Source organism: Dactylosporangium sp. NPDC000521, assembly GCF_042898305.1.
In the GTDB taxonomy this organism is placed as follows: Bacteria; Actinomycetota; Actinomycetes; order Mycobacteriales; family Micromonosporaceae; genus Dactylosporangium.
The window spans coordinates 116,568-137,946 of sequence record NZ_JBIAYW010000020.1 but is presented as its reverse complement, the minus strand read 5'-3'; the positions used below and the strand labels follow the sequence as shown (position 1 = coordinate 137,946).

At 73.1% G+C, this 21,379-nt stretch carries 17 protein-coding genes and 1 pseudogene; 9 read left to right on the top strand and 9 right to left on the bottom strand.

Going from position 1 to position 21,379, the window contains the following annotated elements:
* Positions 1 to 128 precede the first annotated feature (128 nt).
* Entirely contained in the window at positions 129 to 2,915 is a 2,787-nt protein-coding gene (locus tag ACFY3L_RS42725; protein ID WP_389338392.1) for an FtsX-like permease family protein, read from the top strand.
* A 172-nt stretch (positions 2,916 to 3,087) separates the two neighbouring features.
* Here the strand turns inward: ACFY3L_RS42725 and ACFY3L_RS42720 are convergent, their stop codons facing one another.
* Together ACFY3L_RS42720 and ACFY3L_RS42715 are read right to left on the bottom strand one after the other, a co-directional pair.
* The gene (locus ACFY3L_RS42720) at positions 3,088 to 3,813 is read right to left on the bottom strand and encodes a response regulator (protein WP_389338389.1); all 726 of its coding nucleotides are present in this window, start codon (positions 3,811 to 3,813) and stop codon (positions 3,088 to 3,090) included.
* 252 nt (positions 3,814 to 4,065) lie between these two features.
* Entirely contained in the window at positions 4,066 to 5,379 is a 1,314-nt protein-coding gene (locus ACFY3L_RS42715) for a sensor histidine kinase (protein ID WP_389338386.1), read from the bottom strand.
* A gap of 158 nt (positions 5,380 to 5,537) precedes the next feature.
* On the opposite strand from ACFY3L_RS42715, the gene ACFY3L_RS42710 reads away from it, so the two are divergent.
* Complete coding sequence (locus ACFY3L_RS42710; protein WP_389338383.1) at positions 5,538 to 6,269, top strand: ABC transporter ATP-binding protein; 732 nt, start codon at positions 5,538 to 5,540, stop codon at positions 6,267 to 6,269.
* Positions 6,266 to 7,042, top strand: a complete 777-nt coding sequence (locus tag ACFY3L_RS42705; RefSeq protein ID WP_389338380.1) for an ABC transporter permease — start codon at positions 6,266 to 6,268, stop codon at positions 7,040 to 7,042. Before ACFY3L_RS42710 ends, ACFY3L_RS42705 begins: the two co-directional genes overlap by 4 nt.
* 50 nt (positions 7,043 to 7,092) lie before the next feature.
* Here the strand turns inward: ACFY3L_RS42705 and ACFY3L_RS42700 are convergent, their stop codons facing one another.
* Complete coding sequence (locus tag ACFY3L_RS42700) at positions 7,093 to 7,836, bottom strand: HAD family hydrolase (RefSeq protein ID WP_389338377.1); 744 nt, start codon at positions 7,834 to 7,836, stop codon at positions 7,093 to 7,095.
* A gap of 158 nt (positions 7,837 to 7,994) precedes the next feature.
* On the opposite strand from ACFY3L_RS42700, the gene ACFY3L_RS42695 reads away from it, so the two are divergent.
* Together ACFY3L_RS42695 and ACFY3L_RS42690 are read left to right on the top strand one after the other, a co-directional pair.
* Positions 7,995 to 8,744, top strand: a complete 750-nt coding sequence (locus ACFY3L_RS42695; RefSeq protein ID WP_389338374.1) for a rhomboid family intramembrane serine protease — start codon at positions 7,995 to 7,997, stop codon at positions 8,742 to 8,744.
* 277 nt (positions 8,745 to 9,021) lie between these two features.
* The gene (locus ACFY3L_RS42690; RefSeq protein ID WP_389338371.1) at positions 9,022 to 10,020 is read left to right on the top strand and encodes a beta-ketoacyl-ACP synthase III; all 999 of its coding nucleotides are present in this window, start codon (positions 9,022 to 9,024) and stop codon (positions 10,018 to 10,020) included.
* Between the two features lie 74 nt (positions 10,021 to 10,094).
* Here ACFY3L_RS42690 and ACFY3L_RS42685 read toward each other — a convergent pair whose 3' ends face one another.
* Complete coding sequence (locus ACFY3L_RS42685) at positions 10,095 to 11,021, bottom strand: aminoglycoside phosphotransferase family protein (protein ID WP_389338368.1); 927 nt, start codon at positions 11,019 to 11,021, stop codon at positions 10,095 to 10,097.
* A gap of 68 nt (positions 11,022 to 11,089) precedes the next feature.
* Here ACFY3L_RS42685 and ACFY3L_RS42680 point away from each other — a divergent pair, with 68 nt between their 5' ends.
* The 3 genes and pseudogenes from ACFY3L_RS42680 to ACFY3L_RS42670 all read left to right on the top strand — a co-directional run bounded on the left by ACFY3L_RS42680 (position 11,090) and on the right by ACFY3L_RS42670 (position 12,716).
* Complete coding sequence (locus tag ACFY3L_RS42680) at positions 11,090 to 11,221, top strand: hypothetical protein (protein WP_389338365.1); 132 nt, start codon at positions 11,090 to 11,092, stop codon at positions 11,219 to 11,221.
* Positions 11,222 to 11,251: 30 nt separating this feature from the next.
* Positions 11,252 to 12,115, top strand: a pseudogene (locus ACFY3L_RS42675) (PCRF domain-containing protein); the annotation flags it as partial.
* Positions 12,116 to 12,125: 10 nt separating this feature from the next.
* The gene (locus ACFY3L_RS42670) at positions 12,126 to 12,716 is read left to right on the top strand and encodes an HD domain-containing protein (protein WP_389338362.1); all 591 of its coding nucleotides are present in this window, start codon (positions 12,126 to 12,128) and stop codon (positions 12,714 to 12,716) included.
* Between the two features lie 18 nt (positions 12,717 to 12,734).
* On the opposite strand, the gene ACFY3L_RS42665 is transcribed toward ACFY3L_RS42670, so the two are convergent.
* The 3 genes from ACFY3L_RS42665 to ACFY3L_RS42655 form a co-directional block, all read right to left on the bottom strand.
* The gene (locus tag ACFY3L_RS42665) at positions 12,735 to 16,691 is read right to left on the bottom strand and encodes a hypothetical protein (protein ID WP_389338359.1); all 3,957 of its coding nucleotides are present in this window, start codon (positions 16,689 to 16,691) and stop codon (positions 12,735 to 12,737) included.
* Positions 16,692 to 16,738: 47 nt separating this feature from the next.
* Positions 16,739 to 16,909, bottom strand: coding sequence for a hypothetical protein (locus ACFY3L_RS42660; protein ID WP_389338357.1), 171 nt, complete (start codon positions 16,907 to 16,909; stop codon positions 16,739 to 16,741).
* 203 nt (positions 16,910 to 17,112) lie between these two features.
* Positions 17,113 to 17,598, bottom strand: coding sequence for a hypothetical protein (locus ACFY3L_RS42655; RefSeq protein ID WP_389338355.1), 486 nt, complete (start codon positions 17,596 to 17,598; stop codon positions 17,113 to 17,115).
* Between the two features lie 95 nt (positions 17,599 to 17,693).
* On the opposite strand from ACFY3L_RS42655, the gene ACFY3L_RS42650 reads away from it, so the two are divergent.
* Entirely contained in the window at positions 17,694 to 19,697 is a 2,004-nt protein-coding gene (locus ACFY3L_RS42650) for a hypothetical protein (RefSeq protein ID WP_389338353.1), read from the top strand.
* Between the two features lie 67 nt (positions 19,698 to 19,764).
* Here ACFY3L_RS42650 and ACFY3L_RS42645 read toward each other — a convergent pair whose 3' ends face one another.
* Positions 19,765 to 20,274 (bottom strand): MarR family winged helix-turn-helix transcriptional regulator, encoded by a 510-nt coding sequence (locus ACFY3L_RS42645; protein WP_389338351.1) that lies wholly within the window; start codon positions 20,272 to 20,274, stop codon positions 19,765 to 19,767.
* A gap of 166 nt (positions 20,275 to 20,440) precedes the next feature.
* Positions 20,441 to 21,187: a GPP34 family phosphoprotein gene (locus ACFY3L_RS42640; protein WP_389338348.1), complete on the bottom strand. Its 747-nt coding sequence runs from the start codon at positions 21,185 to 21,187 to the stop codon at positions 20,441 to 20,443.
* Positions 21,188 to 21,379: the final 192 nt, after the last annotated feature.

The window sequence follows — 21,379 nt, the reverse complement described above, 5'->3', positions numbered from 1 at the left end:
AAGAGCGATTGACAGGCATTGTGTTAGCGATAACATGCCTGGAAAGCATGAGGACGGGGGAATCGATGCTCGGCATGGCCGTGTCGCAGTGGCGGGTCCGCTTACGGCGGTCAATTGCACTGCTTTCGATGATCACCGTCGCGGTTGTCGGCTTCACCCTGCTGACCGCGGCCGCCGTCACCGCCCGGCTCGACGCCACCGGCACCGTCGAGGCCAACTTCCGCCCCGCATACGACATCCTCATCCGCCCGACCGGCAGCGTCCTGCCGCTGGAACAGCAGCGCAACCTGGTGCAGTCAGGTCAGCTCGCCGGCCTGCGCGGGGGCATCACCGTCGAGCAGTGGCACCAGATCCAGAACGTGCCGGGCGTCGCCGTCGCCGCACCCGTCGCCGTCATCGGCTACGTCATCCGAACCGTCCCCGTCACCGTGCAGCTCGGCGCCGACCTCGACCCGACCGCCGAACGCCAGGTGATCAAGGTGCAGCCGACGTGGGTCACCGACGCCGGTCTGTCACGCATCCCGGACGGCGCGGCCTACCTGTACTCGACGCGCAACGTGCTGCACCAGAAGCAGCTCAGCGAGATGCGCAGCGGCGAAGGCATCCCACCCGCCGAGGAAGCCGACCCGGGCGGCGACCGCCGGCAGATCTGCCCCGTCGTGCAGTCCGTCGGCGAGCGCGACTTCATCGACCCGACCGACCTGCAGGGCCGCTCCTCGCTCACCTGCGTCGGCGGGCCCGGCTCCCGCGACGTGTTCGGCAATCCGGTGGCGCCGGTGGTCACCCTCGCCTGGTCGGTGCCGTTCCTGATGGCCGCCGTCGACCCCGCGGCCGAGGCCGCCCTCGCCGGGCTCGACACCGCGGTCACCTCAGGCAGGTACTTCACCGCCGGCGAGCAGCCCGCACAGCGACGGCTCGACGGCATGCCGTACCCGTACGACTCGCTGCCGATCCTCGTCGCCGACAAGCCGCAGATCGACGCCCAGCTCGAACTGCAGATACAGCGGCTCGGCGGCGCGTCCGTCGACCTGGTCCGGGCCGGCACCGACAACCGCAGCCTCCGCGCCGCGCTGGACGGCCAGCCGGGCACCCGGCTCGCGACCCGCACGGTCACGATCGACCGGCCGTACCGGGACATGGTCGACCGGCTGCGCCACCCGTTCCAGAGCGGCCCCGACGACATGGCGGTGTCCAACACGCTGTGGCTGGACCGGTTCTGGACCGTCGGACCCGCCAAGACGACCGCCGACGGCGACGGCCTGCGGACCGAGCCGGTGCCCTACGACCTCAAGATCTGGGGGCTCGGCGCCGACGCCGGCGACAGCGGCCACCCGGTGCCGATGGAGTTCGCCGACACCGGCGTGCGGGGAGCCGTCGCCGCACATCCGAACATCACCGCCGAGCACGACGTCCAACCCGGCGACATCGCCATGCCCGACGTCGCGCTCGACGCCGTCGGCACGTTCGACCCGTCCCGGGTACGGCTGGGCGGCGCACTCTCCGCGGTGCCGATGGACACGTACTTCAACCCCGGAGCCGAGGGCGCCGACGACGCTTCCCGCACCGCCCTGAACGGCCGGCACCTGGAGCCGAACGCCAACGTCAGCGGCCTGCTCAGCCAGCCGCCGCTGATGCTGACGACGATGGGTTCGCTGCCGGTCATCTTCGGCCCCGACGGATACGGCACGAAACCGGAGTACCCGGAGTACCAGCTCAACCGCGCAGCACCGATCAGCATGGTGCGGGTGCGGCTCGCCGGCGCCGTCGGCATGGACGCCGCCGACCGCGAACGGGTGCGGCTCGTCGCCGAGCAGCTCGCCCGCCGCACCGGGCTCCAGGTCGACATCACGCTCGGCTCCTCACCCACCGGCGTCACCGTCCAGTACCCCGCGGGCAGGTTCGGACGGCCGGACCTCGCCGTGTCAGAACCGTGGGTGAAGAAGGGCGTCGCAGCGGTACTGGTCCGCGCGGCCGACCGCAAGAGCGTCCTGCTGTCCGGTCTCGTGCTCGTCGTGTGCGCCCTCGCCGTCCTCAACGCCACCAACGCCGCCACCCGCGCCCGGCGCACCGACCTCGGCGTGCTCGCCTGCCTCGGCTGGAGCCGAAGACAGCTGCTCCAGCTGCTCCTCACCGAGATCACCGGCATCGGCCTGGCCGCCGGGATCGCGGGGACCCTGCTCGCAGTACCGCTCGCCGTCGCGTTCGGGCTCGACATCGGCTGGCCACGCGCATTGCTGGCGATCCCCGTCGCGCTGCTACTGGCCGTCGCGGCGGGGCTGTGGCCGGCGCTGCGAGCGGCCAGACCGGACCCCGCGGTGGCCGTCCGGCCCGCCGTGTCGGCACCGTCCGCCAGGCGGCGCGCCCCGCGGTGGGTGACCGGGCTCGCCCTGGCATACCTGGCACGTACACCCGGCCGGGCGGCCCTGGGCGCCGGCAGCCTCGCCATCGGCGTCGCCGCGCTCACCATGCTGCTGGCCATCACCTTCGCGTTCCGCGGCGCGGTCGTCGGGACGCTCCTCGGCGAAGCGGTCGCGGTGCAAGCCCGCACCGTGGACTACCTCGCCGTCGCCGTCACCATCGTGCTCGGCATCGTGTCCGTCGCCGACGTGCTGTTCCTCGGGATCTCCGAACGCTCCGGCGAACTGGCGCTGCTCGGCGCCGTCGGCTGGCACGACAGCCTGCTGCGCCGGCTCGTCGTCACCGAGGCCGTCGCCATCGGCGTGCTCGGCGGTGCCGCAGGCGCAGGCCTCGGGCTGGGCGCCGCGGCCTTGTTCGCCGGTGCGCTCACCACGCCGCTGGTGTGGTGCGCGGCGATCGCCCTCACCGCGGGCGTCGCCGTTTCCGCGATCGCAGCGACGGTGCCGATCGCGATCCTCCACCGCCTGCCGATCGCCCAACTGCTGGCCGAGGAGTGACCGAACCGACCGGGCGACCGCGCCGCCATCCCGGCCGTCCGGCGGCCCGCGGCTGGCTCGCGGTCGCCCGGGTCCTCGTCAAGACGTCCCGACGGCCGGCTCGCGGATCGCGCCGAACCGCAGTGGTGACTTCTTCACCGCCGCCGCATCAATCGCTGCCGGGATCGCGGGTTCAGGGGACCAGGCCGCTGCGGTGGGCGATGATGACCAGCTGGATGCGGTCGCGGGCGTCGAGCTTGTGCAGGAGCCGGGCCACGTGCGTCTTCGCCGTGCCGGCGGTGACGTGCAGGCGGAGGCCGATCTCGGCGTTGGTGAGACCTTCGGCGACCAGGGCGAGCACCTGCCGCTCGCGATCGGTCAGGCCGCTGAGCGGGTCGGGTGCCGGTCCCGACCCCGGCGGCGGAGCGGCCCTCAACTCCGGCTGCGGAGCGGCCCGCGACCCCGGCGGCACGGCGGCGGGAACCACGAAGGCGGACGAACCAGCGGCGGAGGAGGCGGCGAAGGTGGCGATCAGCCGGCGGGTCACACCGGGCGCCAGGAGGGCGTCGCCGGCCGCGATGACCCTGATCGCGGCGTGCAGGTCCTCCGGCGGCGCATCCTTGAGCAGGAATCCGCTCGCCCCCGCGCGCAGGGCGCCGTAGACGTACTCGTCGAGGTCGAACGTCGTCAGGATGAGCACGCGGCTGGCCGTCGAAGCGGTGATCCTACGGGTCGCCTCGATGCCGTCCAGGACGGGCATGCGGATGTCCATCAGCACCACGTCGGGCGCCAGCCGCGTGACGACGTCGACGGCCGTGAGCCCGTCCGCCGCCTCGCCGACCACGGTCAGGCCGCCGCCGGTCTCCACGATGCCGCACAGCCCGACACGCACGAGCGCCTGGTCGTCTGCGACAACCACCCGGACCTCGCTCACCACGCCGCCGCACCCGTCAACACCGCCGCCACCACTGCCGCGGCACCATCAGCAGTGAAGGCAACCTCTGTCGGCAGCGACAGGACTGCACGCACCCTGACGGCAACGACCACCCGGACCTCGCTCACCGCACCGCCCCACCCGTCAACACCGCCGCTACGGCAGCCGCACCCGGCACCAAGACCGGCATCGGCAGAACGACACGCAGCGTAACGGCGGCGATCACCCAGGCCTCGGTCACCGCGCCGCCGCGTCCGTCAACGTCCCTGCGGCCGCTCCCGGCACAGCCCGCGCCGCCGCATCCGCCGCGGTCCCCGCAGCCGTCTCCGTCACAGCACCCGCCGCCACGCCCGGCACGGCAGCCACCGTCGCGTCCGGCCCAGCACCCGCCGCCGCGTCCGGCACAGTGTCTGCCGGCATCGGCAGGATGGCCCGCACCGTGAAGCCGCCCCCGGGTCCCGGGCCTGCGGTCAGGGTGCCACCGAACAGCGCCACCCGCTCCCGCATCCCGCTCAGCCCGTGCCCGTCGGGGGCCGGCGCACCGCCCCGCCCGTCGTCGGTGACCTCCACGGTGACGTCGGCGTCGGCGTAGGCGACCAAGACCCGCGCGCGGGTTGCCGCGGCGTGGCGGATGACGTTGGTCAGCGCCTCCTGCACAATGCGGTACACGGACAGCTCCAGGCCGGCGCCGAGCGGGCGCGGGTTGCCGGTCACGGCGAGGTCGACACGCACGCCGGCCGCCTCGGTCTGCGCTGCCAGGCGTGGCAGGTCGGGCAGCCCGGGCGAGGGCGAAGTCGCGGCGGGCTGCTGGTCGCGCAGCGCGCCGAGCACCCGGCGCAGCTCCGCGAGGGACTCCCGCCCGGTCGTCTCGATGGCGGCGAGCGCGGCGGCCGCCCGCGCCGGCTCACGGTCCACCATCAGCCGCCCGTACGTGGCCTGCACCGTGATGACGCTCATGCTGTGCGCCACGACGTCGTGCAGCTCGCGGGCGATCCGTAGGCGCTCGTCGGCGCTGCGGCGCCGGGCCCGCTCCACCTCGGCGTCCGCCTGCCGTCCCCGATGGAGCAGCAGTTCCTCGGTGTACCGGCGGTGCTGGTGCACCATGAAGCCGACCAGCCACGCCGCGACGAACAGCAGCGCGAACGGCAGGACGCCGCCGATGTGCTGGAACCCGGGCAGCGCGGTCGCCACGGGCCCAGTCAGGCCGGCCACCAGGGCGAGGACCGCCGTCCGTCCACGGTGCCGCTCCGCGACCCGGTACAGCGCATACGCCGCAGGTGCCACGGCCATCCACCCGAACCGGCTCGACAGCGGGCTGAGCCAGAGCACCGCCAGGGCGGCCAGAACCGCGGTGAGCGGGAGCCGGCGCGCGAGGGGCAGCACCCCGCAGGACACCACCAGCGCCGCGACGGCGAGCCATCCCGGCTCGATCTTCACCGCGGTGATGCCGCCGGCCGGGACGGCATACAGCAGCGCGGCGACGGCGTCGACCGCGAGCCAGTGCCAGGGCCGCAACCGATGGCGCAGCGGCGGGCGCAGCTCGGTTGTCATGCCGCCGAGCGTACGACCGGCACAAACGGCGCGTCGTCCTCCCCAGGGCGTATGCCGCGCGGCAGACGACCCGGCCGTTCGGCCGATGCCGACGGGCCGCGGGGTGGGGGGTCTCACGGCAGACGACAGAAGAACGGACCGCTGCGATCGTCGACGGCATGATCGAGGTTCGACATCTGAGCAAACGCTACGGCGGCAGCATCGTCGTGGACGGGGTGACGTTCGACGTGCGGCCGGGCCGGGTCACCGGCTTCCTCGGCCCCAACGGTGCGGGGAAGTCCACCACCATCCGGATGCTGCTCGGCCTGACCACGCCGAGCGCCGGGCGGGTCACGTTCGACGGCCGCTCGTACCGGCTGATGCGGACGCCGCTGCGCGAGGTCGGTGCGCTGCTCGACGCGGCGACCGTCCACGGCGGCCGGACCGCGTACGCGCACCTGCGCTGGCTCGCCGCCAGCAACGGCCTGCCGAAGGACCGCGTCGCGGAGGTCCTGGGCCGGACCGGCCTCGACGCCGTCGCCGGACGGCGAGTGCGGGGCTTCTCCCTCGGCATGCGCCAGCGGCTCGGCATCGCCGCCGCGCTGCTCGGCGACCCGTCGGTCCTCATCCTCGACGAGCCCGTCAACGGCCTCGACCCGCAGGGTGTGCACTGGATCCGGTCGCTGCTGCGCGATCTCGCCGCCGAGGGCCGCACGCTGCTGGTCTCCAGCCATCTCATCACGGAGATGGCCCTCGTCGCCGACCACCTGCTCGTCATCGGCGCCGGCCGGCTCCTGGCCGACCAGAGCATCCAGGAGCTCACCCGCGGCCACGCCACCCTCGAGGACGCGTACTTCGCCGTGACCGCGGAGTCGACGCAGTACCGCGCGACGCAAGGAGGCACCCGATGACGGTCCTGCGCCGCACGGCACACGCGGAGTGGATCAAGCTGTGGTCGGTCCGGTCGACGTGGCTGGCGGTCGCGGCCGCGGCGGTGTTCGCGGTGGGGCTGTGCCTCACCGGCACGGTCAGCACCGTCCGGTCCTGGGACGCGATGCCGCCGGCGGACCGGGCGGCGTTCGACGCCGTCGGCGCCGCGTTCGGCGGGCTGACGTTCGCGCAGCTGGCGATCGGCGTGCTCGGCGTGCTCGCGGTGACGAGCGAGCACGCGTCCGGCACGATCGTGCCCACGTTGGCCGCCACACCGCGACGGGGTGTCGCGCTGCTGGCGAAGCTGCTCGTCACCGGCGGTGTCGCGCTGGTGCTCGGCGAGGCGCTGGCGTTCGGCACGTTCCTGCTGGGTCAGGTGGTCCTGGACCGGCACGACCTCGGCGTGCGCCTCGGCGACCCGGGCGTGCTGCGGGCGGTGAGCGGCGCAGGGCTGTACCTGTTCGTGGTCGCCATGGTCGGGTTCGGGCTCGGCGCGTTGCTGCGTCAGCACGCCGCCGCGATCGCCACCCTGTTCGCGGTGGTGTTCCTCGCGTACGGCGCGGCCCGGGCGCTCGAGGGCTGGTCCTACGTGCCGTCGCGGCTGCTGCTGTCCAACGCCGGCGACGTCGTCGGCCAGGTCCACGCGACCGCGGCGAAGCCTCGGCTGCCGTCGCTGCGGATGGCGTACGCGGACCTGGCCCTCCACCTCACGCTGGCCCTCGGGCTGGGCGGATGGCGGGCGCACCGGGACTGACAGGCGCCCACCACACGAGCACCCACTGCACGGTGGTCACCGCACGGTGGTCACCGCGCGGCGGGCACCAGGTCGAGGACCTGCGCCAGACCCCGGTCCCCCGTGCGGTGCTCCGCCGGCAGGATGAAGCAGCGCATCCCGGCAGCGGAGGCGCCTCCGTCGCGGACCGGGTTGTCGCCGACCATGAGCGTCGCGCGGGGGTCGGCGCCGAGGTCCGCGCACGCCTTGCGGAACAGCTCCGGGTCGGGCTTCTCGCGGCCCGCCTCGTAGGACAGCGCGTACGTGTCGACGAGGTCACCGAGGCCGAAGTGGGCGACGTGCCTGCGGATGTCCCAGGCGATGTCGCTGACCACACCGACCCGCACGCCACGGTCCCGCAGGCCGCGCAGCACCGCGCCGGTGTCCGGGTAGGGCACCCACGACTCGGTGTGGATCATCCGGGCGTGCGCGGCCGGCTCGTGACCGCGCAGGAACGGCACCGCGGCGAACCAGGCGAGCATCGCGTCCCGGTGCCGGTCGGCGGACAGGTCGCGGCCGGCCTGCACGGCGAGGACCGCCGGCAGCTGGTAGGCGGCGGCGAGATCGGTGACGACCGCGGCGAGCACGGCCGGGTCGTCCAGCTCGCCGGCCCTGCCGGTGTCCTCGGCGATCAGCCGCAGCCACCGGTCGGCGTCGATCATGTGGAAGATCGTGTTGGCGAAGTCGAAGAGCACCGCCCGCACCGGTGGCACCGGACCCTCGGAGGCTGCCGGGTCGATGGTGTACGTGGAAGGCGTGTCGAACAGGGTGCGCATCGCCCGTACGCTACCGGTCACCACACCCCGGGCCCGCCGTCGGGCAGCTGGACCTTGCCGCTGGTGGTGCGCGGCAGGCCGCCGGGGCGCGGCAGGATCGCCGCCGAGTTCGGAGTGCTCGCCGCGAGGGGCGGGCGCGGGCCGGGTAGCGTATGGCAGTGGCCGCCGTCGAACCGCGCCGCCGCCCGGGCCCGCCGATCGCGACCGTGGTCTTCGCGTTGATCACCGCGCTCGGCGCCGCCGCCCAGCTCAGCGACCCCGACGTCCTGGACCGGTTCCGGCGCGACTACCCGGCACTGCACGACGGCGAGTGGTGGCGCTGGTTCACACCCCTGCTGGTGCAGGGCTCAGGCTGGGGCCAGATCCTGTTCAACATCGGCTCGCTGCTCGTCGTCGGCGGCATCGCCGAGCGCCGCTTCGGCACGCTGCGCTGGCTCGTGCTGTACACCGGCATCGGGCTGGCCGGTGAGGCCTTCGGCGAGCGGCTGGACCCGACCGGCTCCGGCAACTCCCTCGCCGTCTGCGGCCTGGCCGGCGCCCTGGCCACGCTGCTGCTCCTACGCTCTGGCACGGCGACCCGCCTCCACGCGTTCGTGGTGCCCTACTACGTGGCCTGCGTCGCCGGCCTCGGCTTCGGCGGCGTCATCGGCGCGACCGTCACCCCGACCGTGGTCCTGGTGGTGATGAGCTTCCTGCTGCGCCGGGGCTCCTGCACCGGGGTCGCCTTCGTCGCGGGCCTCGCCGGCCTGCTCGGCGCCGCCGCCCTCGCCGCCCGGCCCGACCAGCACGGCATCGCCCTGCTCTGCGGCGCGGTGGCCGGCGTGCTGCTCTTCCCACCCCGCCACCGCGCCGAGCAGCAGCGCTGGGACCTCGACGACCGCGCCGCCCCGAGTGACCGGAGCACGTAGACTGATCATCGGAGCGGGCCCTGCGTCGGTACGAGTGTGAAGCCGACTGGTGCGTGGAGATCGCCGACCGTATCGAGGACGACGGGATGGGCGTGCACGACACCGACCTGCTGCCACATCCACCCGCAGACGTCGACGAGGCGCCGCAGCCGTCACCCGGACGGCGCACTCGCCGCACGCCCGCTACGCCGCACCACGCCGGGCGACCGCGCGACCGCGCGGACCTGACCGCCGGCCGATCCGCCACCCGGACGGCCGTATCCAACCGAGGAGACACATGCCAGCCGTCCTGACCAGCCGCCCGCCAGGTGGCACCCGTCTCCTCGGCGTCGGCGCGTACCGGCCCGACCGGATCGTGACCAACGACGAGGTCTGCGGGCCGATCGACTCCTCCGACGAGTGGATCCGGCAACGGTCGGGGATCGTGACGCGCCGGCACGCGCGGCCGGACGAGACCGTCGCGAGCATGGCGGCCGCCGCCGCGCGCGACGCCCTCGCGTTCGCCGGGGTGCCGGCCGAGCGGGTCGACACGGTGATCGTCGCGTCGATGTCCAACCTGCAACAGTCTCCGCCGATCGCGCCGGAGATCGCGCACCGCGCGGGCGCCGGGTCCGCCGCGGCGCTGGACGTCGGCGCCGCCTGCTCCGGGTTCTGCCACGGCCTCGCTGTCGCCGACGCGCTCGTGCGGGCCGGGACCGCCGGGTACACCCTGGTCATCGGCGCCGAGCGGATGACCGACATCATCGACCCCAAGGACCGCTCCACCGCCTTCCTGTTCGGTGACGGTGCGGGTGCCGTGCTCGTCGGCCCCGCCGCCCAGCCGGGGATCGGGCCGGTGGTGTGGGGCTCCGACGGCGCCCGCGGCGATCTCATCGCGCACACCGACTCCTGGCTCGCCGTCCGCGACGAGCCCGGCGTCTGGCCGACCATGCGGATGGCCGGGCAGGAGGTGTTCCGCTGGGCGATCCAGCAGGTCGCGCCGACCGCCCTCGCCGCCGTGCGCGCGGCCGGACTCGACGTCGCCGACCTGGCCGCGTTCGTGCCGCACCAGGCGAACCTGCGCATCATCGACAAGCTCGCGACGGCGCTCCGGCTGCCGGACACCGTGCGGGTCGCCCGGGACGTCGTGGACACCGGCAACACGTCGGCGGCGTCGATCCCGCTCGCGCTGCACACCATGCTCACCGGCGACACGCCGCCGCCGGCCGGGCCGGCGCTGCTGACCGGGTTCGGCGCCGGGCTCTCCTACGCCGCGCTCGTGGTCGACCTCCCCTGATCCCGCCGCCCGGCGGCGTTCCTGAGAAGCCGGGTCTGGTGCTCTCCTCGGAGAGCACCAGCCGCCCGCCGGCGCTACAGAGGAGTGAGCACCTCACCGATCACCCGCCTCGCCTCCGCGGCGGTGGCGGGGTCGCCGTCCAGCGCGCCGGCGTAGACGATCAGCGCCTTCCACAGCGCCCAGCCCCGCCCGCGCGCCCACGTGCCGTCGTCGGCGCCGAGCGCGCCGCGGAACGCGGTCCGGCTCGCACCGGACAGCACCGTCCAGGCGATCGCCGTGTCGCAGGCGGGGTCGCCGACGCCGCAGGTGCCGAAGTCGATGACGGCGGCCAGCGCACCGTCGCGCACCAGCAGGTTTCCCGGGGCGATGTCGCCGTGGAACCACACCGGGGCGCCGTCCCACCGTGCCCGCAGCGCCTCCTGCCAGACCGCCGTGACGTCGTCGCGGGGCACCAGGTCACCGAGCGTCTCGACCGCCCGTCGGGTCTGCCCGTCGTACACCTGCAACGGACCCCCGCGGAACCAGTTGTGCAGCCCGGGTCCGGGGCCTCCGGCCGGGTCGGCGTGCCGCAGCGCGACCAGGAAGGCGGCCAGGTCGACCGCGAACCCGGTCAGGTCGGCGACCGTGCCGGCGCTCATCGGGTCGCCGTCGATCCACTCGTACACCGACCAGTGGAAGCGGAACCCTTCCCCGGGCGCGCCCATCGCCAGCGGCGCGGGGACGGGCACGGGCAGGTGCGGCGCGAGCCTGCGCAGCCAGCGGTGTTCCTTCTGTACTGCCAGCGCATACTCCGCCGCGGTCGGCAGCCGCACCGACATGTGGTCGCCGAGGCGGAAGGTCTGGTTGTCCCAGCCGCTGACCGCGACGGGCCGCACGGGCAGGCCGGCCCACTGCGGGAACTGCGCGGCGACCAGCCGCCGCACCAGGCTCGCGTCGACGAGCCGCCGGTCCGGCAGAGGGATGGCAGCTGCGCCGGCGTCATCTTCCGGGTCGGAGGTCACGCCCCAACCTCACAAGCCGGCCGCCCGGCGGCAACCGATTTGTGCTGCCGCACCGTACGCTGGACGCCATGACCGCCGACGATCTGGCCGGGCAGGTGCGCCGCCTCGACGCGGCCCTCGCCTCGGCCGAGCCCGGTCTCGAACGCCTCCGGCGGCTCGAGCGCGCCCTGCAGGACGAGGCCGCCGCGCCCGGCCTGTGAAGGGATCCCGGCCGGGGGCGGAGCGTCACGACCCGGCTCGCCTTCGTCGCCGGTGAGCTGCGGCGGGCCGCCGCCGTGCGGGACCGGCTCGCCGACGCCGCCGCGCTGCTGGCGATGGCGCAGGCCGAGGACGACGCGGCGGTGCTCGCGGACCTCGCCGCCGAGCTGGCCTGCCTCGAGGGTGACGTCGCCGCCGTGCGGATCCGCATGCGGCTCGACGGCGCATACGACACGCACGGCGCCGTCCTGGTCGTCCGGGCCGCGGCACCCGACGACCCTGCCTCGACGGTCCTCGCCGAGGCGTTGCTGCGGATGTACCGGCGGTGGGCCGTCCGCCACGGCCTGCGCGACGAGGTCGTGGCGGAGCACCGCGCGTTCGCCGCGGGGCTGCGGGAGGCGACGCTGGTGGTCGCCGCCCCGTACGCGTACGGCCTGCTGCGCGGCGAGGACGGCCGGCACGCGATGACCGCCGCCGACCCGTTCGACCGGCAGGGCCGTGCACGCACTGGCCATGCGCTGGTGGAGGTGTCGCCCCTCGCGGAGGACGACGACCCGGTCATGCTGGCCGACGAGGACCTGCGCCTCGACCTGTACTGCGTCCGCGGCCCGAGCCGCGGCGGCGGCACCGGGTCGACGATCCACATCAGGCACCTGCCGACCGGGATCGGGGTGAGCCTCCCGTACGACCGCGGCGCCTGGCACCGCCGGGCGGAGGCGATACGAATCATCCGGTCGCGGCTGCTGGTCACCCGCGGCGCGCCGCAGGACGTCCGCGAGTACACCCAGCCGACGTTCGACACGGTCCCGCACGACTTCGAGTTCGGCGACGACGAGCTCTGGGCCCGCTCCCCTTCACCCTGCGAGGACGACGACCCGTCGCCGTCGCCCCGGTAGAGCTGACCGCATGACGCCGGAGACACCCACTGCCGCGGCCGCGCTGTCCGTAGCCACCCGCTACTACTCACCCGCCCTGCTCAACCACTGCGCCCGCTCGTACCTCTGGGCGACGGCGTACGGCACCGCCCACGGGATCGGCTTCGACGACGAGCTGCTGTACGTCGCGGCGCTGCTGCACGACATCGGCCTCACCGAGCCGTTCGACAGCCATCGCCTGCCCTTCGAGGAGGCGGGCGGGCACGTGGCCTGGGCCTTCGCCGTGGCGTCCGGCTGGCCGCCGCACCGCGCCGCCAGAGCCGCCGAGATCATCGTCCAGCACATGCACCGCGACGTCTCCCCCACCGCCGACCCCGAGTCCCATCTGCTCCAGATCGCCACCAGCTGGGAGGTCGCCGGCCGCCACGCCGAGGCGTTCCCGCCGGAGGCACGGTCGGACCTGCTCGCCCGCTACCCCCGTCTGGACTTCGGCGCGGAGTTCCTGGCCTGCTTCCAGGACCAGGCAGTCCGCAAACCGGACAGCCCCGCCGCCACCTCCATCCGCACCGACGTCGCCACCCGGATCGCCACCAACCCCCTCGATTCCCGTGCATCCACCTGACCTCACGTCGGGCCGGTCCTACAGGTCGAGGATCGCGTCGAGCTGCCGGGTGACCGCGTCCCGCCCCGCGACGAGCATGGTCGCCGGCGACGAGGCGCCGATGGCCGCGATGACCAGCCCCCTCGTCGGCAGGGTGTAGGTGCGGCGCAACAGGCGCAGCAGGCCGGTCCGGGGCAGTTGGTCGGCGACCGCGCCGAGCCGGCGCAGCAGCGTCACGCAGACCGGGGCCATGTCCTTGATCGGCAGGGCGACCATGAGGTCGAGGGCGCGGTCGAGCGCGGATGCGGGCAGGTGCGGAGCGATCGCGACGAGCGGTTTGGTCGGGTTGTAGTCCCTGCCGCCGGCGACGAGGTCGAGCACGCGCCCGGCGACGTCCGGTTCGGGTCGCTCGGCGAGCGCTACGAGACAGTCGGTGTTGACGTGGCCCCTGCCCGCCAGGGCGGTCAGGACCTGTTCGATCTGAGGCCGGCTGAGGTGGGGAATGATCGGCACCAGGACGGACGCGCGAGGGGAGCCGGCGGACAGCGTCGCGTCCAGCAGCTGCCCGATGGCTCGGGACCGGTCCGGCTCGGGCCGGTGCGGGGCGAGGAGGGCCAGTTCGTCGATGTCGGCGGTGGCCAGGCCGCGAACCAGCTCGTTCCCGGCCTCGGCGGCCTCGCCGTCGAGGTATGGCAGCAGCGCCGCCACCACCCGGACCTGTTCGGGCGGCTCGTCCGAGGCGAGGGCACCATGCAGCAGGGTGCTGCGCTGCTCCCGGTTCAGCAACGGCAGCAGCTGCTGCGCGACCTCGGCCCAGTTCCACGTGCGGCCGCCGGCCACCGCGGCAACGGCGATGTCACACAGGGCGGTCCGGTCGCGTCCGGTGGCACCGGCGGCGAGCTGGCTCAATGCCGCGAGGCGTTCGTCGTTGTGATGCAACGACCTCGCCTTGACGGTGGCCCGGCGCAACTGCGAGGTGCTCATGTGCGCGGCCAGTGCGGTGACGGCCTCGGGGCTGGCGTCCCACCACTCGTCGTAGTCGATGATCTTGCGCAGGAGCCTGAGCCGCCGGGCGGAGTCGAGGTGCGGCAGCAGGACGCTGCACAGCCCGATGGCGGCGTACCGGTACGGCGACTCGGTGACCAGGTGCAAGGAGCGCTCGATCGCTCGCGTCCGGACCTCGCCGCCGGCCCAGGGCAGCATGTCGTGCAATGCGCTGATCATGTGCGGCTCGTCAGTGATCGTCGTCGCGGCGCGCAGCGCGCCCTGGACGGCTCGGCCGTCGATCGGCTCGCCGTTGGATCGCCAGGCCAGCCTCGCCAGCATTCCGGCGCGCTGCTCGTGGCCGGCGATCTTCTCCGCGGCCTCGAAGGCGAGCCGGACCGCATGCGCCGCGGCGGTGCCGCTGAGCCGGTTCGCGATCGCCCCCATGACGAGGGCCTGGTCGGCCGGGTCGGCGAGGTTCCCGGCGTGTGAGCGTGCCTGCTCGAGCTGACCGCCGTCGAGGTGCTGGACCAGTATCGCCAGGGCTTCGGCCCGCTGCGGCTGGGCCTTGATGGCGCCGGCGACGTCCACCGCCTGCGCCAGCTGGTCCGGGGCGAACCAGGGCGCGTATGCGGTCAGCGCCGAGACGGCAGCACCGGGGTGCCAGATGCCGGCCACGGCCTCCAGCGCCCAGCGGCACACGTGGCGCCGCCCCCGGTCGGAGAGCAGCCCGACCACGTTCTGCAGCGCCAGGGTGCGTGCCCACCGGTTCGGAATGCCGACGGCCAGTTGGTACGCCTCGTCGATGACCAGTTCGCGGGCCTCCCCAGTGAGATGGTGCGCAACGGTGGCGGTCAGGTGAATCCGGTTGTGCGGGTCCGTGTCGACCGGCCGGGCGACGGCCAGGACCCGGTCGAGCTGCGCTGCTGACAGCACCGGAACCAGCGCGCGCAGTGCGCGCAGGTCCGGCTTGTCGAGGGCTTCGGTCAGGACGGCCTCGATCGGTGCCGCCGTGGCCTCGGGGGTGAGGCGATTCGTGAGTGCGGCCACGGCCTCGGCCTTGGCCTCGAGCCAGGCAGTGGACAGCACCAGCCGCAGGGCACGCTCGCTCTGGTCGGTGCTGAGGTGCGGCGCGGCCGTCGTCAGCACCCGCGCCGCTTCGTTGCCGAGGGCTTCGACGGCGTCGAGCATGCGATCGGCGTCCCGGGTCGTGAGCACGGGGATCACGTACGAGATCGCATCCGCCCGGGCCTTTTCCTCATCGATCGAGAGCGCCACGTCGAGTGCTTCGCGGGCGATGTCGGTGCGGATCGGCGCGTCGGTCGCCAGGTCGGCGAGCGCGGTGAGGGCCTGCACGCGGTGCATGCCTTCGTGCTGTTGCCGGGCGTGGGTCAACGCCCGGCCGATGCTCCAGGCGCCGCCGTGCGCCAGGGCGGCGAGCAGCGGGAGTGGAATCGCCATCGAGCGCGTCACGGTGTTCGCGGCGATGAGTCCGCACCGGGACTCGACCGTCAGCTGCGGTGCCTCACGGCCCGCAGCCACCTGCTCGTCGGTGTCCAGCTCGGTCGAGCGGCGGAGCCGGCGGACCGCGTCCACAAAGTGGTCCAGCAGGCCGGCGCGGTCGCATGCCGCCGCCCAGGCACCACCGAACGGTTCGCCGTCCTGCCTCGCGAGCAGGACGGCGAGAAGGTCGTCGGGGCGTTCGGCCGCCAACAGGTGGGCCGGCAGGTGCAGCAGCGCGTAGTGATCGTCGGCGGCCAGGACGCGCACGTCGGTCGCCAACCGGCCGAACGCGGTCAGGTAGTGCTCGGCGATGCGGTGGTGCGCCTCCCGGGCCGCCAGCCGCAGATGCTCGGCATCGGCCGGGTCACTCTGCTCGCCGGTGCCGTGCAGGTACTCCCGCAGGCTCGCATGGTAGATCGCGTACGTCGACCGCCGGCCGGGGCCGGCCGGATGCACTGCCAGGAACGGCCGGTACCGGTGGTCGCACAACACCTGCACCACGCCGGCGTCCAGCTGGTTGATCGCGGCCAGCTGCTGGACGGTCATCGGCTGCCCTGCGACGGCGAGCGTCGCGAGCACCGCGAGATCGGTCGTGTGGAAGCCCGGGTCGTCGCGCCGTCCGGTGACGTGGCGGCGGTAGTACCGCGCGAGCCCGTCCGGCAGGTCCGCCAGGTCGAGGTCCTGCCCTTCGCGCAGCGCGGCAAGGACGTACCGGACGTAGATCCAGACGCCCCTTGACCGTTCGAGTAGCGCGGCGTGCGCGGCGACCGCATCCACGCCCAGTGCGGCAGACAGATAGTCATGCAGGTCGTCGCGGTTGGCCGGGTCGTCCGGCTCGATGTGCAGGGTCCGGACCGCCGCGCCGTCGGGCAGCCGCCTGGGCGCGATACCGTGCCGATAGGTCGCCACGATGTGTACGCCGTCCGGCAGCGCGGCCGGCAGTCCGAGCGCCAGCTCCTCGCCGAACGCGTCGTCGAGCCCGTCGATCACGATCCGGACGGGTGTCGCCGTCCGCTGCGCATGCGCTCCGGCTGCGGCGAGCACAGCCGGGAACCAGGCGGGTTCACCGAACCGGCGCGGAAGCAGCCCGTTCACCAGTAGCTCGCTCAGGTCGTACTTCACGACCAGCTGCGCGGCCATGCTGAGCAGCGCGTACCGCACCTCACGGCTGCCGGGGACGGCAGGGTGCACGAAGTGGCGCACGCAGTCCCAGTCATGGGCGAGCCGCGCTGCGAGGGCCGTCTTGCCCATCCCGGCCGGGGCACCGACCAGCACGTATCCGGCGCCGTGTGAGATCGCCCCGGCAATGCCGCCGAGCAGCCACTCCCGCCCGTGGAACCGATGCGCCGGCACCTCATCCACAACAGCCGAGTAGCTCAACACCACCGACGCCGCGGGGACGTTCTCGGTGCCGATCTGGATCTGGATGTGCTGCGTGTTGTGGTCACCGATCTGGACGCCCATCGCACCCACGACGTTCACGGCAACGGCCGGCTGCTCACCGCTCAACACTCACCCTCCGTCCGCCCGGCCTCCATTGCACACCACGACCGCGATCAACACGGGCCGGAAACCGCCACCGACGGTTTCAGTACCCTGACTTCGATACCCGGACCGATTTCGTGCCGCATCGCGTGCACGAGTGCGCGCTCATCCGCGTCGTGGGTCCTGAACGTGACGCCGATCAGTTCGAGCCGCTTGGACGCGACGGCCTCCAGGTCGAGCACGCCTTCCCTGCCGCCGGTCGAGGACGATCCCGGCGTGCAGGTCACCGTCGTAGCCGGCCGGCGTGACGGTGAGGCGGATCCGGAACCGGATCTCGTTCGCCGCGCCGAACGCGATGTGGTGCGCGCGCCGAGAGGTACCCGCGCAGGCGCGATGTAGGAGCTCCGTCGATGGACGTCAACGGCCATCCCTCGACCGGCGTCGGTCACATGCGGACGACGGAGGCGATCAGCACGACGACGCCGATGAGCATGACGAAGACGTGCAGCAGGGACCAAACCTGGTTCAGCCGTATCCGCGCCCATCGCGCGTGCTCCTGGTCGTGCGCCTCATGGGCGCGGTCCTTCGACGCGCGCAGCCCGAGGCCGGGGTCGAGGGCGTCGATCCGGTTCTCGAACTCCACCGCCACCGCCAGCGTGCGCTTCCAGCGTTCGTGGTGCTTCGCCGACAGCAGGAACCCGAACGCGCCGAGCAAGATGAGCCCGAGCGCGAGCGGAACGGTCCCGGTGCCGAGCGGCAGGGTGGCCGCCGCGCCGATGCCCGCGGCCGCCAGGACGAGCATCATGTTCGTCGCGGATGCCCGGTGGGCCTCGTGGAGGCGGCCGTGCTCGCGCGCCTCCTGCCACATCGACAGCAGCGTCTGCCGTCGGGCCTCGACGACGGCGGGATCGACGGGCGGCTGTGCGTTCATGCGTTCAGCATGACGCTCCCATGCCAGCGACCGCAGGCAGGCCGGGGCACGCCGTCCGCCGCACCGTTGTGCCCTGCGGAAACTATGCTGCACCGGTGCGGCCAACGGGGGAATCGTCGCTCGCCGACGTGTGGGGCGAGGACTACGCCGGCGTGCCGGAGATGCTCGCGAGTGCGGCATCGGCGTCCGCGGATGACACCCGTGCGGCATGGCAGCGCATCTTCGAGCGTCTCTTCGATGTGAACCGCTACTACCCGGCCCTGTACCGGCTCGCACCCGTGATCCCCGCGGCGGTGCCGCACTTCGTGGCGCTGGCCTGCTCGGCGCCGCACGAACGGGCCACGGCGCTGTCCGCGGCGGGCCGGGCGGCAGACCCGGAGCGCTCGTTCCGGGCGTCGCCTGAGGCGCGGTCCGCGCTGCGGGCACTGGCGGCGACGATCGCACCCCTGCTCGACGACCCGGAAGCGGCGGTGCGGGCCGCGGCCGCCTACGCCCTGGCCCAGGCCGACGCCGACCCGGGCCTGCTGCGGCACCGACTGGTCTCGGAGACCGATCCGGGGGTGCGGGCGGCGCTGCTGCTGGGGCTCGGCGCGGAAGCCGTGGACACGCTGACCGCGGACCACACGGCGGACGGCACGGTCGTGGTCGCGGCGGCGTTGGCGTGCGCCCGGGCCGGTGTGCCGTGGCCTGACGGCGCGCCGGCGACGGTCGCGGCCGCGGTCGCGTCAGGCGCGGAGGTGCCCGCCGACTGGCTGCGCCGCGAGTCGACGCTCGCGGATCTGCTGTGCGCGGTGGATGGTGAGGTCGGCGCCGTGCTGCTCGACGCGCTGCCGGTGACGGTGCCGGTGCTGCGGGCGGTCGAGGACTGCTGCCGCTGGCATCGCCCGGCCCGGATCTGGTCCGCGTCGTGGGCCGGGCGGCTGCTCCTCGATGACGACCCGTTGCTGCGTGCCGCTGCCGTCGACGCGGTCGCCGCGACCGGCACGGCAGCCGCACCGTGGGCCGACGACCTGGCTCGGGTGGCGGCCTCCGGCGAGACGCCACCGGACGCGCGCGAGAAGGCGATCTGGGTCCTGGGGAGTCTCGGTGACCAGCGCTGGGTGGAGCTCGGCGGGTGGACAGCCGGCGGATGGCCCGACCTGACCGCGGCGCAGTTCGACGCGATCCGCGCCGAGTTGGAGCGGGCCACGGCGGCCGGCGACGCGGAGGGCGTCACGACGCTGGTCAGGCGGCTGAGGCCGTTGGGCGCGCGGGCGTCCGCCCTGACGTCGCAGGTGCGCGCGGCCCGTGCGCTCGCGCCGGGGCAGGTCGCGTGGGCGCTGGCCCGGCTGGACGCCGCCGAGACCGCTGACCTGCCCGCGCTGCGGGCGCTGGCCACCGAGGGCTGGGCGGAGCCGGCGTTCGCGGCCTGGCGGCTGACTCATGACCGGTCCGTTGTCGTCGAGGCGATCCGGCACGCGATCGAAGAATTGTGGGGTCCGCAGGTCCCCCTGGCGTTGACGATGGCCGCTGATGCCGGTCTGGAGCTGCCCGAGCTGCTGCCGACTCTGCGGGAATGGCAGCGGCCCGTCCATGCGCCGACGTGGATCTACCGCATGCAACTGGCCGCTGCCAGGCACCTTCTCGCCAGCACCGGTGACGGGCGGCATCCCCCGGACGAGATTCTGGCCACCGTCCGCGCGATCGTGGACTCCGGTGGGCAGCCCGCGGCCCAGGCCGCGACACTCGCCGCCGACCTGGGCTGGACGGAGCTGATCGACGACCTGCGCGCCGCCTTCGGCAGACACCTGACCTCGGGCCGGCCCGCCATCGCCGAGTCGCTCTGGCGGCTGGGCGTGCCGGCCCACGACCTGGCGCCGGCACTGCTCGACACCGTCGAGGACGGCCTCTGGTCAGCCGAAGCCGCACAGGCCCTGGTGACGATCGGTGCGACCACGGCGGCCCCGCAACTGGCCCGGCTGGCGGACCGCGCCCGGTCCGTCGCCTACAACTCCGGCCCGCACACCATGGCGTGGAGAGACGAACAACTCCGCGCCGACCTGCGCGCGGCGGCCGCGACACTCAGAGGCATGTCGGATCAGCAGTTAACTGGAACGTAACGGTTCCAGGTATTGATTGCTGGAAACATCGGTTGACAGGAGTGGAGATGTGGTCGGTCCGTCGGAGTCACCGACCCGCGGCCGGTGAGCCCTCGGACTGTACTGGCGGCGCCGGGGGGCGCGGCGTTTCAATGGTCAGGCCGTTGCCGCCCGGCTGCAGATGAGCGAGCAGAAGTTCGGCGCCGGTGACGACACCCGCGGAGAGCTCCTGCAGAATCCGAACTTCCACGGCGCTGACGGCAGGGACGAGCCGGTCGATGAGCCGCCGGCCGGACTCGGTCAGTTGCAGCAGTCGCGCGCGAGCGTCCCGCTGGTCGACCCGCCGGATGACCAACCCCTCATCGATGAGACGCGCCGAGGCCTCACTGACCGTAGAGGTACGGATCCCGGTTATCCGCACAATGTCGACTGCGGTGCATGCGCCGATTTCGCGCAACGTGTGCAGAATTTCGTAGCCTGTGAAGGTCATTTGAACGGGTTGCAGGACCTCATGTTCTAAATGCCTGCGCATGGTCACCGCGGCGCGATGCGCACGCTGTGTGAGCGAGGCCGCGGCCGTGCCTTTCTGTTCGGGCATTACTGCTGCTGGGGAGACGGGACATCGGGACGGAACGCTGATGTCATGCTTGTCCGGCGCAAAAGTGCATTCTCCAGAGATTCGGTGGATGGCGCACCGGCCGCCGTGACCGATGCAGGCAGAATGACGTCCTTTCTGGTACGTTTCCAGATTGCCGTGGCACGACCTAGCGGCGGACCTGTCGAGTCAGTCCGGTCACCGCGTGCTGTACGGCGCTGAGCATGCTCAGCATGCTGTCCGGCAGGGACTCGACCATGCCGAGCAGTGCCCGCTCCAATTCGATCGTCTCGTCCATGTCGATGTCACGGACCAGCTTGGTGGCCAGGGCCAGACCGGCCAGCAGCGCCGTCTGACTGTCGACGCCCTCGCGGGTGGCAAGCGGCGCGCGGGCGTGGTACCGCAGCGTGACCGCGGGGCTGGAGGCGGTCGAGGCGTCCACCGGCTCCCATGATTGCCGTCGTCGCAGCAGCCCTTTGCCGGCGGAGACGACATGACCGGCGACGGCCAGGCGCTCAGCGACGCGCCGGTCCGCGTCGCCGGCCAGGAACGCGATCCAGTCCTGCACCGGGTACAGGGCTCCGCGGGCGGTGATCTCTCCCATGACGACCTCGTGCAGCGGGTCGACCGCCCTCGACGGGATGGGCGCGGACCGCCACGAGCCGTCCATGGAGTGACGTCCACCGTCGGCCAGCGGCGGCCTGTACTGCTCGACCTGCGGTCGTTCGGCCGGCATCACCCGGCCTTCCTGCAGCCACACGTACCCGGCGAGTGCCAGTTCACCGATCACGGCACCGGCCAGACCGACGCCGAGGATGTCATCGGCGAGCAGTGTGCCGGGGCCGTACGGGCGGTGCGTCAGAAACCAGAACTCGTCCGCGAGTGGAAGGCGGCGGGGCAGGTACGGCGACGACACGGAACTCCCCGTGATCTTTAGGCTGACATTGTCTCTGTTTGATCACCTGCAAACTTGGTGCAGAAACTTCGGTGTCGAACCATAGTCGATGCGATACCCGACTCTCAACACGGCACCGGCCTCGCTGCAGAAAAAGCACTCGATCAGGTTTCGTCCTTGTTAATTAATTGTTCGGGATTGAAGGATCTCGTT

Bases quoted from the DNA above. Each gene is read 5' to 3' on its own strand.
- ACFY3L_RS42725 (WP_389338392.1), top strand. From the start codon at position 129: ATGATCACCGTCGCGGTTGTCGGCTTCACCCTGCTGACCGCGGCCGCC.
- ACFY3L_RS42670 (WP_389338362.1), top strand. From the start codon at position 12,126: ATGACGCCGGAGACACCCACTGCCGCGGCCGCGCTGTCCGTAGCCACC.
- ACFY3L_RS42680 (WP_389338365.1), top strand. From the start codon at position 11,090: ATGACCGCCGACGATCTGGCCGGGCAGGTGCGCCGCCTCGACGCGGCC.
- ACFY3L_RS42700 (WP_389338377.1), bottom strand. From the start codon at position 7,836: ATGCGCACCCTGTTCGACACGCCTTCCACGTACACCATCGACCCGGCA.
- ACFY3L_RS42715 (WP_389338386.1), bottom strand. From the start codon at position 5,379: ATGACAACCGAGCTGCGCCCGCCGCTGCGCCATCGGTTGCGGCCCTGG.
- ACFY3L_RS42655 (WP_389338355.1), bottom strand. From the start codon at position 17,598: ATGAACGCACAGCCGCCCGTCGATCCCGCCGTCGTCGAGGCCCGACGG.
- ACFY3L_RS42705 (WP_389338380.1), top strand. From the start codon at position 6,266: ATGACGGTCCTGCGCCGCACGGCACACGCGGAGTGGATCAAGCTGTGG.
- ACFY3L_RS42690 (WP_389338371.1), top strand. From the start codon at position 9,022: ATGCCAGCCGTCCTGACCAGCCGCCCGCCAGGTGGCACCCGTCTCCTC.
- ACFY3L_RS42645 (WP_389338351.1), bottom strand. From the start codon at position 20,274: ATGCCCGAACAGAAAGGCACGGCCGCGGCCTCGCTCACACAGCGTGCG.
- ACFY3L_RS42710 (WP_389338383.1), top strand. From the start codon at position 5,538: ATGATCGAGGTTCGACATCTGAGCAAACGCTACGGCGGCAGCATCGTC.